At 67.3% G+C, this 17,443-nt stretch carries 10 protein-coding genes; 1 reads left to right on the top strand and 9 read right to left on the bottom strand.

Going from position 1 to position 17,443, the window contains the following annotated elements:
• Positions 1-76: 76 nt before the first annotated feature.
• Positions 77-1,093 carry an FAD/NAD(P)-binding protein gene (locus MTY59_RS17210; RefSeq protein WP_221046488.1) on the top strand — a complete coding sequence of 339 codons (1,017 nt, stop codon included), beginning with the start codon at positions 77-79 and terminating at the stop codon, positions 1,091-1,093.
• A 77-nt stretch (positions 1,094-1,170) separates the two neighbouring features.
• On the opposite strand, the gene MTY59_RS17205 is transcribed toward MTY59_RS17210, so the two are convergent.
• The 9 genes from MTY59_RS17205 to MTY59_RS17165 form a co-directional block, all read right to left on the bottom strand.
• Positions 1,171-1,842 (bottom strand): DUF8185 domain-containing protein, encoded by a 672-nt coding sequence (locus tag MTY59_RS17205; RefSeq protein WP_221042224.1) that lies wholly within the window; start codon positions 1,840-1,842, stop codon positions 1,171-1,173.
• Positions 1,830-2,243, bottom strand: coding sequence for an acyl-CoA thioesterase (locus MTY59_RS17200; RefSeq protein WP_221042223.1), 414 nt, complete (start codon positions 2,241-2,243; stop codon positions 1,830-1,832). The genes MTY59_RS17205 and MTY59_RS17200 overlap by 13 nt, the downstream gene beginning before the upstream one ends.
• Complete coding sequence (locus MTY59_RS17195) at positions 2,240-7,090, bottom strand: NAD-glutamate dehydrogenase (RefSeq protein WP_221042222.1); 4,851 nt, start codon at positions 7,088-7,090, stop codon at positions 2,240-2,242. The genes MTY59_RS17200 and MTY59_RS17195 overlap by 4 nt, the downstream gene beginning before the upstream one ends.
• Before the next feature lie 79 nt (positions 7,091-7,169).
• Complete coding sequence (gene ettA / locus MTY59_RS17190) at positions 7,170-8,846, bottom strand: energy-dependent translational throttle protein EttA (RefSeq protein ID WP_221042221.1); 1,677 nt, start codon at positions 8,844-8,846, stop codon at positions 7,170-7,172.
• An 89-nt stretch (positions 8,847-8,935) separates the two neighbouring features.
• Positions 8,936-9,442 (bottom strand): single-stranded DNA-binding protein, encoded by a 507-nt coding sequence (locus MTY59_RS17185; RefSeq protein WP_221042220.1) that lies wholly within the window; start codon positions 9,440-9,442, stop codon positions 8,936-8,938.
• Positions 9,443-9,561: 119 nt separating this feature from the next.
• Positions 9,562-11,628: a bifunctional copper resistance protein CopD/cytochrome c oxidase assembly protein gene (locus MTY59_RS17180; protein ID WP_221042219.1), complete on the bottom strand. Its 2,067-nt coding sequence runs from the start codon at positions 11,626-11,628 to the stop codon at positions 9,562-9,564.
• A gap of 28 nt (positions 11,629-11,656) precedes the next feature.
• Positions 11,657-14,011 carry a glycerol-3-phosphate 1-O-acyltransferase gene (locus tag MTY59_RS17175; RefSeq protein WP_221042218.1) on the bottom strand — a complete coding sequence of 785 codons (2,355 nt, stop codon included), beginning with the start codon at positions 14,009-14,011 and terminating at the stop codon, positions 11,657-11,659.
• Complete coding sequence (locus MTY59_RS27710) at positions 14,008-15,885, bottom strand: HAD-IB family hydrolase/lysophospholipid acyltransferase family protein (protein WP_221042217.1); 1,878 nt, start codon at positions 15,883-15,885, stop codon at positions 14,008-14,010. The genes MTY59_RS17175 and MTY59_RS27710 overlap by 4 nt, the downstream gene beginning before the upstream one ends.
• Positions 15,882-17,351 (bottom strand): WS/DGAT/MGAT family O-acyltransferase, encoded by a 1,470-nt coding sequence (locus tag MTY59_RS17165; RefSeq protein WP_221042216.1) that lies wholly within the window; start codon positions 17,349-17,351, stop codon positions 15,882-15,884. The genes MTY59_RS27710 and MTY59_RS17165 overlap by 4 nt, the downstream gene beginning before the upstream one ends.
• Between the last annotated feature and the right edge of the window lie 92 nt (positions 17,352-17,443).

Here is a 17,443-nt window from a genome sequence, read left to right as displayed (position 1 = left end):
CGCGCCGCCCCGGTCGCGGTGAGCGTTTCGCGGCGGACTGCTCTATATGTTGTGCATGGCTTCCTACGAGTGGACAGTGATCGGTGCCGGACCCGCGGGCATCGCCGCGGTGGGAAGGCTGCTGGATCACGGAGTCGCGCCCGAACGGATCGCCTGGGTCGATCCGGCCTTCGCCGCCGGCGACATCGGCCAGAAATGGCGGTCGGTCTCGAGCAACACCCACGTCGGGCTCTTTTTGGAATATTTCAACGGCTCCAAGGCATTTCGCTTCGCCGAGGCACCACCCATGCCGCTCAAGGAGATCGATCCGCAAGAGACCTGTGCGCTGGACCTGGTCGCCGAACCCCTGGTGTGGATCACCGAGCGGCTGCGTGAGCAGGTCGACGCCCTTGCGACGACCGCCACCGCGCTGTTCTTGGGGAACAGGCAGTGGCGGATCCAGACGGACGAACGCAACATCTTCTCCACGAACGTGGTCCTGGCCGTCGGCGCGGACCCCAAGAAACTTCGCCACCCCGGCCTTGACGAGATCGGAGTCCAGGTCGCCCTGGACCCCGAAAAGCTCGCCGCAGAACCACTCGAGGGCGCGACGGTCGCGGTGTTCGGCTCGTCGCACTCGTCGATGATCGTGCTGCCGAATCTGCTGCGTCATCCTGTCAAACGCATCGTCAATTTCTACCAAAGCCCGCTCAAATACGCTGTCTATCTGGATGATTGGATCCTGTTCGACGACACTGGGCTGAAGGGCCGGGCGGCCGCCTGGGCGCGGGAGAACATCGACGGGGTGCTTCCCGACCGCCTGGAGAGGTGCTGGGTGTCGAGCCCCGAATTCGCCGAGAAATTGGCGCAGTGCGACCGCGTGATCTACACCGTCGGCTTCGAGCGCCGGAAGCTGCCCGAGACCCCGCAGTGGGGGCAGCTGGACTACAACCGCACCAACGGCATCCTGGCCCCCGGCTTGTTCGGGGTCGGCATCGCGTTCCCCCGGTACGCCGAAGACCCGTACGGGTATGGGCAGTATCGCGTGGGCCTGAAGAAATTCATGGACCATCTGGACGCCGTGCTGCCGTTGTGGCTGCGCTACGGCCCGTGATCTGCGCGGCCGAACCCGGCCGGCGATCGCGTTAAACTCAGCCTGATCCGTTCGGAGATACCCCGTCGCCGGCCGCGTCAGCCCAGCAGCAGCGCGGGATCGCCGCGGCGGCGATACACCGAACCGAACCGGGCGTCGAGACGCAACCACGTCGGCAGTATCCGGACGCGGATCAATTCGTCGGCGGCAACCGCATCGGGTGACTGCGGCAGAAAACCCATCGCGGTCAGCGCGAACACGCAGCGCATCGGCAGCCCGACCTGTACGTCGGGCGCGCTGACCTGAATGACCTCCTGGTCGAGCAGCGACACCGGCGGGCCATGAGAACTGCTGTGCTCCTTGGCAAGTTGCGCGCCGCGGTGCGCGAGGTCGAGCATCACCCGGGCCGGGATGTCCTCGAGGTGGGTGAAGCCGGATTCCGGCGGCAACGCACCCCGCCAGGCCGAATCCATCGCGAAGCCGGGATCGACGTAACCCGAGGCGCCCATCGCGGATAGGCCGCGCGCCAGCGCGTCGGCGCCCACCGACAGATCGCCGGGCCGCACCTCTCCGACCACCACCCTGCTGGCCAGCACGTCGAAACCCGTTGCGACCCAGGCCGTCAGCAGTCCCGGGGATCGAGTCCGGAATCGGATGATCGCGGCGTCGTCGAGCCGCAGCGCGCGATCGACGAACGCGGCCAGATCCGCGCGGTGGGCGTCCCTGGAATCGGCACCAAGCCATAGTCCTCGGTCGGCTACCTGATCCACCGTTGCAGATACTCCCGATGTTGTGGCGAGAGGCGCACCAGCCGCTCCTCCTCGATATGGACTGCGGCCAGTTGCGACTCGGCGATGACGGCGGGCTTCGACTCCGGATCCGCGTTGACCGAGCGCACCTCGTAGCCCAGCGTGAAGTCGACGGCCCGCAACCGCTTGGTCCAAATGGTCACCTGCAGCGGTGAATCCACCAGCCGCAGCTGACCTTTGTAGGTCACCTTGACCTCTGCGATGAGCAACCCGATGGTCAAGATGTCGACCTCGAACGCCTCACGCAGGAACTGGACGCGCGCCTCCTCCAGGATCGTGACCATGGTGGCGTGGTTGACGTGCTGATACATGTCGATGTCCGACCAGCGCACTGGCACGGGCGCGACGAAGCCGACGCTCAACTTGATGATCCTCTTCCGCTGGTACGGGTCATGCGACGGATTTGTCGCGCGGCGACCGACAGCGTCGCAAGATCCTTTTCCCCGCTTTCCTGGATCTCGATGAGTGTGCGGCGGGCCCGCTCCACCCGGGAGGCACTCAGGTGTTCCCACTCGGCGATCTTCTCTTCACCACTTTCGTCCGGCTCCCCCACGGCGAGCACATCGAAGCACAACGACCGCAGCGAAGCATAGATGTCGTCACGAATCGCCAAGCGCGCCAAGGAGTGCCAGCGATCCTGTCGGGGCAGTTCGGATACCGCCGTCAAGAGCCCGTCGGTACCGAGCCGGTCCATGAGCGCGAAGTAGGTGTCGGCGACCTCGGCGGCGTCGATGTCGTTGATGTCACCGATGTCGATGATGTCGAGCAGGCTGAACCGGTACAGCCCGGCGGCCACCGAATAGGCGAGGTCTTCGGGTGCACCCTGGGAGGTGAATTCCGCGGCTTCGGATTCCACGATGGCCTTGTCGTCACCGCGCAGCCACTCGGACATGCGCGGCGTCAACGCCTGGACCTTGGCGGCGAACCGGTTGATCTCGGCGCCGACCGCTAGCGGCTGCGGACGGTAGTTGAGCAGCCAGCGTCCGGCGCGGTCGATTAGCCTCCGGGTGTCCAGCGTGAGCCGATCCGACAGTGCGACCGGCAGATTCGCCGCGCGGATGCGCCGCCACGTCTCTCCTATCCCGAAGATGGCGTCGGTGGCGACGTAGGTGCGCACCGCGTCGACCGATCCGACGCCGACGTCCTCGACGATCCGGAAGGCGTAGCTGATCCCGGCGGCGTCCACCAGGTCGTTGATCAGCATGGTGGTGACGATCTCGCGGCGCAGCTGATGCGTGCGGATCTCCGGAGTGAACCGTTCCCGCAACGGTTTCGGGAAGTACAGGGGCAGCCGGGAGGCGAACACGTCCTGCTCGGTCAGCTCGGTTTTGAGCATGTCCTCCTTGAGACCCAGCTTCACGTGTGCCATCAGGTTGCACATCTCCGGCGAGGTGAGCCCGATGCCCGCCTCGGCGCGCCGCGCGATTTCCTTATCCGACGGCAGCGCTTCCAGGTCGCGGTTGATGCCGCGCTCGTCGACCAGGTACTGAATCAGCCTGGCGTGCACCGGCAGCAGGCTCGGCGCGTTCGCGCGGCTGGTGCCGATCAGGTCGTTCTGGTCGTCGTTGTCGGTGAGCACCAGCTGCGCGACCTCGTCGGTCATCGACTCCAGCAGCGGTTTGCGCTCCTCCGGCTTGACCTTGCCGGCGGTCACCAGCGAGTCGATCAAGATCTTGATGTTGACCTCGTGGTCCGAGCAGTCCACTCCGGCGGAGTTGTCCATCGCATCGGTGTTGATCCGGCCGCCCGCCAAATCGAACTCGACGCGACCCAGCGCGGTCACCCCGAGGTTGCCGCCCTCGCCGATCACCTTGGCGCGCACCTGGCTTCCGTTGACCCGGACCGGATCGTTCGCGCGGTCTCCGACGTCGGCGTCGGATTCGGACTCCGCCTTGATGTAGGTGCCGATGCCGCCGTTGAACAGCAGATCCACCGGCGCCTGCAGGATCGCCTTGATCAGGTTGGGCGGCGTCATCTCTGCGGCCTCGTCCTCCGAGCCCTCGATGCCCAGCGCCTCGCGAACCTGGGGGCTGATCGAAATCGCCTTGTGCTCACGGCTGTACACGCCGCCGCCCTCACTGATCAGCGATGTGTCGTAGTCCTCCCAGCTGGACCGCGGCAGGTCGAACATCCGCCGGCGTTCCTCCCATGAACGCGCGGCGTCGGGGTCGGGGTCCAAGAAGATGTGCCGGTGGTCGAAGGCGGCGAGCAGCCGGATGTGCTTACTCAGCAGCATGCCGTTGCCGAAGACATCGCCGCTCATGTCGCCGATCCCCACCACCGTGAAGTCCTCGGTCTGCGTGTCGATGTCCATCTCGCGGAAGTGCCGTTTGACTGCCTCCCACGCGCCCTTGGCCGTGATGCCCATGGCCTTGTGGTCATAGCCGACCGACCCGCCGGACGCGAACGCGTCACCCAGCCAGAATCCGTAGGACTTCGCGACGTCGTTGGCGATGTCGGAGAAGGTCGCGGTGCCCTTGTCCGCCGCCACCACCAGGTACGCGTCGTCGCCGTCGCGCCGGATGACTTCGGTTGGCGGGCTGACCTTTCCGGTCGCATGGTCGACGTTGTCGGTGACGTCGAGCAGACCGGAGATGAACAGCTGATAGCAGGCGACGCCCTCGGCGCGGTTGGCGTCACGGTCGGCAACGGCGTCGCCGGTGGGCAGCGGTGGCCGCTTGAGCACGAATCCGCCCTTGGCGCCCACCGGCACGATGACGGCGTTCTTCACCGCCTGCGCCTTGACCAAACCCAGTATCTCGGTTCGGAAGTCGTCCCGGCGGTCCGACCAGCGCAGGCCACCACGGGCCACCGGACCGAACCTCAGGTGCACGCCTTCAACCCGCGGCGAATAAACGAAGATCTCGTATTTGGGGCGCGGCAGTGGCAGCTCGTCGACCAGCTGGGCGTCCAGCTTGATGGCCAGCACATTGCGGGCCCGGGCCGAACCTTCGCGTCTCACAAAATAATTGGTCCGCAGCGTGGCCTGCACCAGCGACGCGAAAGACCGCAGAATACGGTCGGTGTCCAGGCTCACCAGTGCGTCGATATCGGCGGCGACCGCCGCGGCGGCCGCCTGAGCATCGCGGCTCGTAGAGGGGTCGGGGTCGGGGTCGAACAGCGCCTCGAAGAGCACGACCAGTGATCGCGCGGTCGAGGAGTGCTCGTTGAGTACCGATTCGATGTAGGACTGGCTGTACGGAAAGTTCGCCTGCCGCAAGTACTTTGCGTAGGCGCGCAGCAGCACGACCTGCTGCCATCGCAGGCCGGCGCGCATCACCAGCTCGTTGAACCGGTCTATCTCGAGCCGACCGTTCCAGATCGCCGTCACCGCGTCGGCGAATCGCTCGGCCATCGCGTCGCGCTCGTCTTGCGTCGACGCCAGCCGGATGGTCGGGTGCGGCGAGATCTTGAACTGATAGATCCACACCGGCAGCCCGTCGGAGCGGGTGACCGTGAACGGCCGCTCCTCGAGCACGACCACACCCATGCTCTGCAACATCGGCAGCAGCTGGCTCAGCGACGCGGTGCGTCCGCCCAAGAACCAGGTCAGCTGGGCGGACCCGTCGTCGAGTTCAGCGAACACCAGCTTGACCGAGTCGTCTTGCAGCTCATTGATGATCGCGATGTGATCGATGGCATCGGCCGGGGTGACGGCTTGCTTGTAGACCTCGGGGAAGGCGTCCGCGTAGTACTCGGCGTCGGCGTGGCCCACCGAACCCTCGGCCGCCGCGGCGGCGAGTCGGTCGGTCCAGGTGCGCGCGGCTTCGCTCAGCAGCGCCTGAATGCGGAGCCGGTTGTCTTCGGACACGTCGACCGGCACGGCGTCGGGGCCGTCGGGCGGCAGGCGGACCATGAAATGCATCAGGGCCCAAGGTGATTCGCTGACCCGAGCGGTGAATTCCAGCCGGGTGCCGCCGAATTCGTGGACCAGGATGTCCTCGATTTGCAGCCGCACCGCCGTGGTGTAGCGGTCGCGGGGTAGGTACACCAAGCAGGAGACGAAGTACTGCAGCCGGTCGGCGCGCAGGAACAACAAGGCGTTTCGCTGCGGTCCCAGGTCCACCACCGCTTTGGCCATCGCCAGGAGTCGTTCGGCGCTGAGCGTGAACAGCTCCGAGCGGGGCACGGTCTGGATGACGTCAAGCAGCAGCTGGCCCGGGTGGATCGGGTCACTGTCGGCCATCGCCAGCGCCTCGCGGACCCGGCGCGAAATCGTCGGGATTTCCAGGACATCCGCGTTCATGGCGGCCACTGTGAACAGGCCGACGAAGCGGTGCTCGATCACGGCGTCGCCGACGTATTCGCGGACCGCGATGGCGTACGGGTAGGCGCCGTAGCGCAGATAGCTACCCACCACCGATTGCGCGAGCACCAGCAATCGGTCGTCGTCGGTGAGCCGGGGGCGCGAGCCGGTGCGGGTGCGTAGGACGCCGAGGCCGGGTGTGCCGTCGCCGGAGACCTGGCCGTCGTGCACGTGGCAGCGCTGATAGCCGAGCAGGAGGAAGTTGCCGTTGCCCAGCCAGCGCAGCAGCGCCGCGACGTCGTCGCGGTCCGGCGCCGAGAAGTGGCCGTCGGCGTTGGCTTCGACCTGCGCGGCCAGATCGTTGAGGGCGGCGATCAAGGCCGACGCGTCGCTGGCGACCTGTTGCACGTCGGCCAGCACCTTGGGCAGCAGCCGTTCGACCTCGATGAGTCCCTTGCTGTCGACCGAAGGCAGCAGCTGCACGTGGATCCACGCCTCGCCGGCGTATTGCGAGGCGCCTTCGGGTTTCGCCTCGACGCGCAGCAGGTCGCCCTCGGGGCTGCGCTGCACTTCGAACACCGGCGTCATGATGGCCGTGTACGGAACGCCGAGCCGGTGCAGCAGCACGGTGACCGAATCCATCAGCATGCCGCCGTGATCGGTGACGACCTGTAGCGCGGGCCCGAAGCCGGCGGGGTCTTCGGCCGGGTACACCGCGACACGGCTCTCGCCGTCGGGCCGGTGCAGGCCGAGCCGATAGTGCGCGCTCAGCATGGCGGGCGTCACGATGGTCGCCGGCAGGGTCAGGTCGATGGACCTGGTTTCCGCGCCCCCCGACTCGTCGCTGTGCGGCCCGCGATAGCTCTCTACGTAGGCCCGCGAAATCCACTCAGGGATGTCCTGCTGCCGGGTGAAGGTCGTCCACGGCTCGAGATCTTGTCTGGCTCCGGGATCGATCGTCATGCCGATAGCTCCCAACTGGCGACGGTTGTCAGTGCGCTCGGTCGGCCCCGTTGCCTGGCGGCGCGGGGCAGAGCTGAGACTAGTCGCGCGTTAGCTTGCGGTGGGTCACTCTGTGCGGCCGTGCCGCTTCGGCACCGAGGCGTTCGACCTTGTTCTCCTCGTATGCACCGAAGTTGCCCTCGAACCAGAACCACTTGGCTTCGTTGTCGTCGTCACCCTCCCAGGCCAGGATGTGCGTGCAGGTGCGGTCCAGGAACCACCGGTCGTGCGAGATCACCACCGCGCAGCCGGGGAAATGTTCGAGGGCGTTCTCCAGCGAACTGAGCGTCTCGACGTCGAGGTCGTTGGTGGGCTCGTCGAGCAGGATGAGGTTTCCGCCCTGCTTGAGCGTCAGCGCGAGGTTGAGCCTGTTGCGCTCGCCACCGGAGAGCACGCCGGCCGGCTTCTGCTGATCCGGTCCCTTGAACCCGAACGCCGACACGTAGGCCCGCGACGGCACCTCGGTCTGGCCGACGACGATGTGGTCCAGCCCGTCGGAGACGACTTCCCACACGTTCTTTTTGGGATCGATTCCGGCGCGGGTCTGGTCGACATAGCTGAGCTTGACGGTCTCGCCGACCTTGACCGTGCCGCTGTCCGGCTGCTCGAGCCCGACAATGGTCTTGAACAGCGTGGTCTTACCGACCCCGTTGGGGCCGATGACGCCCACGATGCCGTTGCGCGGCAGGGTGAAGGACAGGTCCTTGATCAGGGTGCGCCCGTCGTAGCCCTTGTCGAGATGGTCGACCTCGACCACCACATTGCCCAGCCGCGGCCCGACCGGGATCTGGATCTCCTCGAAGTCGAGCTTGCGGGTCTTCTCGGCCTCGGCGGCCATCTCCTCGTAGCGCTGCAGCCGCGCCTTGCCCTTGGCCTGACGCGCCTTGGCACCGGAGCGCACCCAGGCCAGCTCCTCGGCCAACCGCTTCTGCAGCTTGGCGTCTTTGCGGCCCTGCACCGAGAGCCGCTCGGCCTTCTTCTCCAGGTACGTGGAGTAGTTGCCCTCGTAGGGGTAGGCGCGGCCGCGGTCCAGCTCCAGGATCCATTCGGCGACGTTGTCCAGGAAGTACCGGTCGTGGGTGACCGCCAGGATCGCGCCCGCGTAGGAAGCGAGGTGCTGCTCGAGCCACTGCACGCTCTCGGCGTCCAGGTGGTTGGTGGGCTCGTCGAGCAGCAGCAGGTCGGGCTTGGACAGCAGCAGCTTGCACAGCGCGACGCGGCGGCGTTCACCACCGGACAGGTTGGTCACCGGCTCGTCCGGCGGCGGACAGCGCAGCGCGTCCATGGCCTGCTCGAGCTGCGAATCGAGGTCCCACGCGTCGGCGTGGTCCAGCTCCTCCTGCAGCCGGCCCATCTCCTCCATCAGCTCATCGGAGTAGTCGGTGGCCATCAACTCGGCGACCTCGTTGAAGCGGTCGAGCTTGACCTTGATCTCGCCCAGGCCTTCTTCGACGTTGCCGCGAACGGTCTTCTCCTCGTTCAGCGGCGGCTCCTGCAGCAGGATGCCGACGGTCGCGTCGTTGGCCAAGAAGGCGTCACCGTTGTTCGGCTTGTCCAGGCCCGCCATGATCCGCAAGACGCTCGACTTGCCGGCGCCGTTGGGCCCGACGACACCGATCTTGGCGCCTGGATAGAAACTCAACGTGACGTCGTCCAGGATCACCTTGTCGCCGTGCGCCTTGCGGACCTTTTTCATCGTGTAGATGAACTCAGCCATGCCGCAGTTATGCCTTTCTGATTTGCAGAGTGATCTCGCGGACCATCCTAGGCATCGCCCGCCGGCGGCCGCCCCGCGCCCGACCGGGCTCAGGCGGGAATGGACAGCGGAGCCTCGTCGGTAACCGCGTCACCCGTGCCGGCCGGATCGTCGTCGACCAGCGGGTCCTCGGTACTAACGTCGACGCCGTCGACGGAAGTTCCCGGGGCCGCGCTGTCCTGCCCGGCGTTGGGGCCGGTGTAGCCGGGCTTCTCGATGCGCACGATGACGCGGGACAGGTCCGGCCCGACCGCGGTCGCCCGCATCTCCACCGACGAGCGGCGGTTGCCGTCGCGGTCCTCGTATTCGCTGGTGTACACGTGACCCACCACGATCACCGGCGCGCCCTTGCCCAGCGCGGCGCCCACCCCGGTGACCAGCTTTCCCCAGCAGTTGACCGTGACGAACAGCGAGTGCCCGTGTTCCCAGCCGCCGTCACCGGTGCGGCGGCGCGAGTTGCTGGCGACCCGGAATTTGATGACCTCCTGGTCGCCGACCTTGCGGCGGGCGGGGTCGTTGACGATGTGACCGACGACGGTAAGCGGGGTTTCGAACATGGGCTGATCCCTTCTCGATTGCATTGGCTATGGCTGCCAGTAGGCGCGGCGCCACCGACGAACGCCGCGAGAACAACCCGGGAATCGGCCGTCGCTGTGGAAGAAACCGGGACTGTGGATCAGTCGGGGTCGGCGGGGGCCTGGCCGGCCCGCTTGGGCGTCTCGCCCTGCGCCAGCTGTGCCAGCATCGCGTTGTAGGCGACCAGCTCGGCGTCGTCGTCGCGGTCCGCGGCCCGGTCCAGCCGCTTGGCGGTGCGGCGATCGCTGCGCGCCCACTGGATAAGCAGCGCGAGCATCACGATCACCAGCGGGAATTCCCCTGCCGCCCAGGCGATGCCCCCGCCCAGCCGCTGATCCCCCAGCAGATCGGTGTGCCAGCTCAGGCCGAGGGAGCGGTAATAGTCGGCGCCGAGCACCTTCTTGGTGCCCATCAGCACCACCCCGAAGAAGGCGTGCAGCGGCAGCGATGCGAAAACCACGGCCACCTTGGCCAGCGGCGGGATCGGTCGCGGCGTCGGGTCCACCCCGATCACCACCCAATAGAACAGGTAGCCGCTCAGCAGAAAGTGCACGTTCATCGCCAGATGTCCGGCGTGGCTGCTCGCGGTGGTGTCGAAGAGGTTCGACAGGTACAGCCCGTAGAACCCGGCGACGAACAGCACGGTGGCCACCACCGGGTTGGTGAGGAATTGGGAGATCCGGCTGTGCAGCGCGGCCAACAACCATTCCCGCATGCCCGGCGGATCGTCACGGCCGGCCGCGGGCAGCGCCCGCAGCGCCAGGGTGACCGGGGCGCCGAGCACCAGCAGGATCGGGATCAGCATCGACAGGCACATGTGGACCACCATGTGCATGCTGAACATCGCCGGCATGTAGCGCCCGACCCCCGACGACGTCACGAACAGCAACACCAGGCAGCCGAGCAGCCAGGAAACGGTCCGACCCGGCGGCCACGTGTCGCCGCGCCGCCGCAGCCGCAGCAGCGCGGCCACATATAGCGCGGCGAAGACGAGGGCGGCGGAGCCGAAGATCAGGTCGAAGCGCCAGTCGAACAGGATGCGCGCCACGGTGGGCGGCCCGTCGAAGTCGTAACCGATCTCGGCTTCGGGGATCGACGGGAGCCGGGCCGGCGGTGGCGGCGGCGGGGTGCGGCCCAGCCCGACGGCGATGCCGAAGGTGAGGCCGAAAATGGCGGCCTCGATCAGGGTCAGCCGCAGCAGCGCACCACGTGCGCGTGCCGGATTCGGATCCGCTTGCAGCCCAGCCACACTCACGCGCCGCTGGCGCCAGCCAAGCCCGCCCAGCAGGCACAGCGCGACGAACTTGGCGATGACCAGCCGGCCGTAGTCCGTGCTGAACAGGTCGGACGGCTGCACGCGCACCAGGGCGTTGACCACGCCGCTCACCGCCATCGCGACCCAACACCACAGCGCGATCATCGAGAACCGCCGCGCGGCCAGCCCGAGGTGGCCACCGCCGCGCAGGGCGTGGGCCAGCAGGGCGAGCAGGCCACCGGCCCACAGGCTGGCGGCGACCAGGTGGATCAGCAGGCCGTTGGTGGCCAGGTCGTGCGAACCGCCGGCCGACGAATGACCGGTCAATCCCAGCGGAATCAGCGTCATCACCGACGCGGCGGCCAGCACCGGCGTCCACGACCAGCGCAGCACCGACAGGCTCGCCAGCGTGATCACCGCGGCCATGATCGCGGTCCAGCGCCAGGCCGAGGCGTTAGTGATCAGACCCGCCAACGACCACATCCGCATCGGGGGGATGTCGGCGATGGGATGGCCGGACACGTCGGAGATGGTCAGCGGGACCAGCAGGGCCGCGCACACCGCCCACACGCCCGACGCAACCGTCCCGAGCCGAAGGGCCCGATAGCCGTCGGCGTCGAGGACACCATTTCGCTGCGGCGGCACCAGGAACGCGGCGAACAGGAACGACCCGACCGCGAGCACGGCGGCGATCTCACCCGCGGCGCGAACGAACGGCAGCCCGAGCGTGGTCACCTGGCCTGGGTCGGGCAGGCCCGTCACGGTCAGCGCGCTGGCCAGCGAGAGCGTCCCGATGCCGGCGGCCGTGCAGCCCGCCAGCACCGCGACACCGGCCAGCACCGGCCACACCAGCGCGCGGCGCTGGGTGGAGGCCTCGGTCGGGGCCTTGCCGGCCGGCGGGGCGACGGTCATATGTCCAGGGTATGGGCGGGCCCGTCGGCTACAGAGGCTGGCCGTCCAGAAGGTCCTGGCGCGCCCTGGCCTCGCGGGCCACGAATTGATCCCGCGCGATCTGACCGACGTAGTTGAAGTCTTGCAGGATGTCGCGCAGCTCTCGCAGGAAAGCCCCCCGCCTGTCGGCCAGGTCCGGGGCCGGCGCGATCAGGTCTTGATCCTCGACAACCTGGCGCGCGGTGGCGAACAGCAGCGTCGACACGGATTCGCTGCTGCGGATCCGGGTCTGCGCCACATACTGTCGGCCGACGCCCAACGCCAGGTCGGTCAGTTCCTTGTGTCCGATGTCCGCGGGTGCGTCACGCAGCACGTCGGCGACGATCTCGTAGGCCTCGAAGAACACCCGCAGCATCGCATCCGCCATCAGCGGACGCTTGGCGAACAACAGCGCGTGGATCTCGTCGCCTCCGGCGGACACATGGGCTGCCCAATTGTTGTGCCACGCCATCTCTTCGGCGATGTTGTCCCGGAAGGTCGCCGAATCGGCGAAATAGAAGTCGAACTTCAGCAGATCGCGCAGCCTCATCGCCTGGGTCCAGAAGGCCTCCATGCGGTCGCCGTCGGCGTGGCGGGCGTGGGCCAGCGCGAGTTCGACGATCGAGGTCTCCAGGAAGGCGTGGATCACCGAGTTGCGGTAGAACGCCGCGGCGTGCTGCTCTTCGGGCGCGATGCGCCATACCGGTTCCCGGCCGCCGTCGACCCGGGTGATGGGGTGTCCGTTGGACAGCGCGTCGACCGCCGCGCGCACCCCATCGTGCGTGCGCAGCCGCAACGCGCTGGTGGACATCGGGTTTTGTTTGCGTTCCAGGTAATCCAGTGAGTCCTGCAGGGTGTGGTGCAGCTGGCCGAGCGTCAACGCCGCGCCGCGGGTGGTCAGCAGCAGCGCGCACACCAGGCCCGTCGCCGTCACCGGCGTCGCCTGCAGGATCCGCCAGGCGACCTCGAACGACATTTTCTGCAGCGCAAGCCTTTTGGCGTCCGGATCCTGCGCCAGCGGGCCGTGCGGGACGCCCAGGTAGTGACGCATCGACACGGCTTCGGGGAATCGGACGTAGATCTTGCCGTAGTTGCGCTCCCCCTGGGCGCGGATGAAGTTGTACAGCCAGCCGACGCCCTCGGGCGTCTTCTCACCGCCGCGGGCGTAGGCGGCGTATTCGGCGGTCTCGTGCAGCTGGTCGAAGCTGATCGAGACCGGTTGCAACAGAATGTCTTCGCTGCGGCCGTCCAGGTAGGCGTCGGCGACGTAGGCCAGCAGGCCCAGCTTGGGTGGCAGCATCTTTCCGGTGCGCGACCGGGTGCCCTCGATGGACCAGCTCAGGTTGAACCGCTTTTCGACGATGTAGCCGACGTATTCGCGCAGTACGTACTTGTAGAGCTGGTCGTTGCCGATGTTGCGGCGGATGAAGATCACACCGGAGCGTCGTAGCAGCGGTCCCATCGCGCCGAACGACAGGTTGATGCCCGCGAAGACGTGCACCGGCGGTAATCGGTTCTCCTGCATGGCAACCGGCACCACCGCGCCGTCGATGTAGGACCGGTGCGAGAACAACAGCACCGCCGGGTGCGCTTCCAGGCCGGCCCGCATCGCCGCCACCTGATAGCCGTCGTAATCGATCTCGGGATCGAACCCGCGACTGAGCATCCTGCCGAGAACCCCGACGAGGTCGACCGACGCCCGGCTCCACCCGGTGGCGAGTTCGTCGAGCATCTTTCCGGCCTCGTCGACGGTGGCGCCGGGAATCTTGGCCAGGCCCGAGCGAAACCGGTTGGAGGCCAATATTTCCGGCTTCACCAGCCGCGGCGACTTGTACTGCGGCCCGAGGATTCGGTACTCCACGCGCTCCATCGCCAAGATGGCGCGGCGGATCACGAATTGGGCGAAGTCGTTCCTGTCTTCCCCGACCGTGGTGTCTCGCCATTGCCGCCGCAGCTCGGCGACGGTGGCCGCTTCACCGGCCACCACCCGCGCGCGCAGCGGAGCGGTCCGCACGATCCGTTCTTGCTGACGCTGGTTGGGGTGGTAGGGATCCCGGCCGGGCAGCAAGCCGGCCAGTTTGGCCACCCGGCCGCGATCCGGCTCGGGCAGCCAGAACACCCGCACCGGCACAATCGAACGGTCTTCCCCGGATTCGAGCTGTTCGGCCAGGGCCGTCAGCGCTTCCGGCGGCGCGTCGAGCGGCGGCAGTTTCACCAGGCCGAAGTTTGCTCCCGGATGGCTGGTGCGCTGTTGATCCATCCACGCCGTCACCAGTTCCGTCTCGACCGGCGAGGCCATCGACGCCAATATCAGCGAGTCTCGTCCGGCAAGGACCGCGCTGCTATCCGCGGCCGGTTCGGTCACGGATGCCCTCGGGGCGGCGATTCGGATGGCTCGGCGTCCACGGCGGCGTTGCCGGCGGGTCGTTGTACCTCACCGTCTTTGAGGGCGGCCTGGGACTCGTGGCGATTTGGGTTGGGCGGTGCGGCTTTCGGTGCCGCCTTCTTCGCCGGTGCCGACTTCTTCGCCGCCGCCTTCTTCGCCGGTGCGGCCTTCTTCGCCGGTGCGGCCTTTTTCGCCGGTGCGGCCTTCTTCGCCGGAGCCTTCTTGGCCGGTGCCGCCTTCTTCGCCGGTGCGGCATGCGCCTTCTTGGCAGGCGCCTTCTTGGCCGGCGCCTTCTTGGCGGGTGATTTGGTCCGGCTCTGGGCGTTCTCTGCCGCCTCCTTTTCGGCGTACAGGTCGACCTCGGGCAGGTCGTCGACGGGCCAGTTAGCGAGGGTGTCCAGGTACAGCTGGCGCACCTCGGCGATGCGGTCGGGCAGGGTGTCGAGCGTCCAGTCCTGCACCGAGATCGGCGGGAAGACCGCGACGTCGACCGTGCCCGGGTTGATGACGGTCGAGTTGCGGGCGGCGACGAGCTCGGCGTTGCGGATCACGATCGGGACGATCGGGATGCCCGCGGCCATCGCGAGACGGAAGGGGCCTTTTTTGAAGGGACCGACCTCGGTGGTGTCCAGCCGGGTACCTTCCGGGGCCATCACGATAGAAAGCCCGCTCTTGGCTCTCTCTTCGACCGTGCGCATCGTCTCCAGCGCCGCGGCCGAATCGTCCCGGTCGATGAACACACCGTCCAACGCCTTACCGAGCAGGGCCATGATCGGATTCTTCTGCAGTTCCTTCTTGGCTACGGCAACCCAGTTGTCGTTCACCAGCGAGCCGGCGATGACCGGGTCAACTTGGTTGCGGTGGTTGTAGATAAAGACGGCCGGCCGTTGCGCGGTGAGATTTTCTTTCCCGACGACATTGAGACGTACTCCCGTGGTGGCGAGCACCGTTTGGGAAAAAACGGAGGTGAAGAAATTGGCGCCCCGCCGCCGGTTACCGGTCAACACACCCATCGCCACCGCACCAGCCCCGACGGGGACGATCGAGCCGAGTCCGGCGAGGGTGCGCACCTGCCGGCGCAGGCCCACGGGACCACGGCTACTGAATCGCAGGATCGGCCAACCGCGGCGCTTGGCCACCGCGGCCATCTTGCCTTCGGGATTGGTCGGCCGCGGATTGCCGACCAGGTACATCAGGGCGACGTCCTCGTCACCGTCGGCGTAGAAGTAGCTGTCCTTGAGATCGATGTCGTGCTCGGCGGCAAAGCGCTGTACCGCAGCCGCTTTGCCTGGACCCCACAGAATCGGCTTCTTGACGCTGCCCGTGAGCATGCCGTCCTCGGTGGTCTCGAACTTATTGGTGAGCATGTTGGAGATTCCGAGGAAACGCGCGACGGGGTTGACCTGGATGGTCAGCGCCGAGGAGCTGAGCACCACGGTGTGGCCACGGGCCACGTGAGCACGCACCAGCTCGCGCATCTCCGGGTAGATCCGCGACTCGATCCGCTGGACGAACAGTCGCTCGCCGATCTCTTCCAGGTCGTCGAGGAGTCGCCCGGTCAGCGCCGCGGCGGCCTTACCGATGAGGTCCTCGAACTCGATACGACCCAGCGTGTGACTCAGGCCGGCCTGCACCATGCCGAGCAACTCCCCCACGCCCATGTCGCGGCGCAGCAGCCGCTCCTGGGTCAGGATGACCGCGGTGAACCCGGCGACCAATGTCCCGTCCAGGTCGAAGAACGCGCCGATCTTCGGGCCCGCGGGGCTGGCCATGATCTCGGCCACCGAGCCGGGCAACCGCATGTCCCCTGTGGGGGTTTCGCCCTTGTCCCCCTGCTCTTTCGAGGCACTCACGAGCTCGCCGCCGATCGAGACGACACGGCCGGTTCGACGAATGAGGCGGGCACCGCCCGCGTTGGGGGGTCACCGGCCAGCGCCAGGATTTCGTCGAAGCCTTCGAGCAGGCATTGGGCGAACAACGCCTCGTTGCGCACCGCGGCCCTGTCGTAGCGCACGGTGATGGTGCACCAGCCACCCCGCGAGATCAGCACCACCATCATCGCCACTCCGGGCAGCGGACCGATGCCGTACTGCCGCAAGACTTTTGCGCCGGCGATGAAGGTGTCTCCCGGGAAGACGGGGACGTTGCTGGCCTGCACGTCGGAGCCGATCACCGAGCCGGTGATTCCTTCCAGCACCGCGGTGGGCAAGACGCTGAGCACCGGGGCGAAAGAACCGATGATGTTCATCGCGGGCTCGTCGCGGCGTTGCGTCATCTGAGCGCGAATCTTTTTCATCCGCGAGACGGGATCGACGGTGCCGATCGGCGCCGCGAGGTTGACGCCGGTAAATCGGTTGCCACCGGCCGTATCCGCCTCGGCCCGCAGGTTGACCGGCACCGCCATCGGCAGCGTGTTGATCGGCACGCCGAACGCCTGGTGGTAGCGGCGCAGGGCGCCGCACAGCCCGGCCAGGTAGGCGTCGTTGATCGACCCGCCGCCGGCTTTGGCGGCCTTGTGCAGGTCGGCGAGCGGGATATCGATCGCCTCGCTGCGGGTGGCCAGGCTGCGCCGCCGCAGCAACGGCGACGGCTCGGCGGCGCGGTTGAGCACCCGCATCCCCGACATGGCGTACCCGACGATCCCCGACACGGTGGCGGTCGGTTCCAGAACCGCCCGCCCGGCCGCCGAGACCGCGCCGGACAGTGCGTTCATGACGCCGCCGACCACGGCGAAGGGCAGGTGGTTAATGCCCTGGCGCATCAGATCGTTGGACGAGAGATCTTGCGGGACGGGCAGCGGCAGCGTCGGCTTGGCCGGCGGATTGCGCTCGAGATCGTAGATCTCGGAGAACATCTGAACCCCGCCCACGCCGTCGGTGACGGCGTGGCTGACATGCAGCAGCGTCGCGGCCTTGCCGTCGGCCAGCCCCTCGACCAGGGTGGCCGTCCACAGCGGCCGCGAGATGTCCATCGGCGACTGCAGGGTGACCTCGGCGAGATCGAATACCTCACGCAGCGTGCCGGGTTCGGACACCCGCACCCGACGCACATGAAAATCGAGGTTGAAGTCGGGATCGACCACCCAGCGCGGCGCCGCGGTCGGCAGGGTCGGCACGACGACCTTCTGCCGCAGCCGCAGCACCCGTCGCGAGGCGCCTTCGAATCGGGCGCGGAACTGTTCCCAGTCCGGCGTGGTGTCCAGGAGCTCGAGCGCCATGATCCCCGAGCGGGTGCGCGGGTTGGCCTCTCCCCTGTGCAGTAGGTAGTCGACGGGCCCTAGTTCGTCGGACAACCTGATCGTCTCGACGGACTCAGACATGGTCATCAGCTCGACGCGCCAACGTTGTCACCGTCGATCAAGCCTCCTGCCTTGGACCCACCCACCCCAACGGTCTACCCAACGCTAGTCGG

The organism is Mycobacterium senriense, from assembly GCF_019668465.1.
GTDB classification, from domain to species: domain Bacteria; phylum Actinomycetota; class Actinomycetes; order Mycobacteriales; family Mycobacteriaceae; genus Mycobacterium; species Mycobacterium senriense.
This window is presented reverse-complemented; position numbering and strand designations above follow the sequence as displayed.

Coding starts and splice junctions, on each gene's coding strand:
- MTY59_RS17195 (WP_221042222.1), bottom strand. CDS start 7,090: ATGACGATCGATCCCGGAGCCAGACAAGATCTCGAGCCGTGGACGACC.
- ettA (WP_221042221.1), bottom strand. CDS start 8,846: ATGGCTGAGTTCATCTACACGATGAAAAAGGTCCGCAAGGCGCACGGC.
- MTY59_RS17185 (WP_221042220.1), bottom strand. CDS start 9,442: ATGTTCGAAACCCCGCTTACCGTCGTCGGTCACATCGTCAACGACCCC.
- MTY59_RS17180 (WP_221042219.1), bottom strand. CDS start 11,628: ATGACCGTCGCCCCGCCGGCCGGCAAGGCCCCGACCGAGGCCTCCACC.
- MTY59_RS17165 (WP_221042216.1), bottom strand. CDS start 17,351: ATGTCTGAGTCCGTCGAGACGATCAGGTTGTCCGACGAACTAGGGCCC.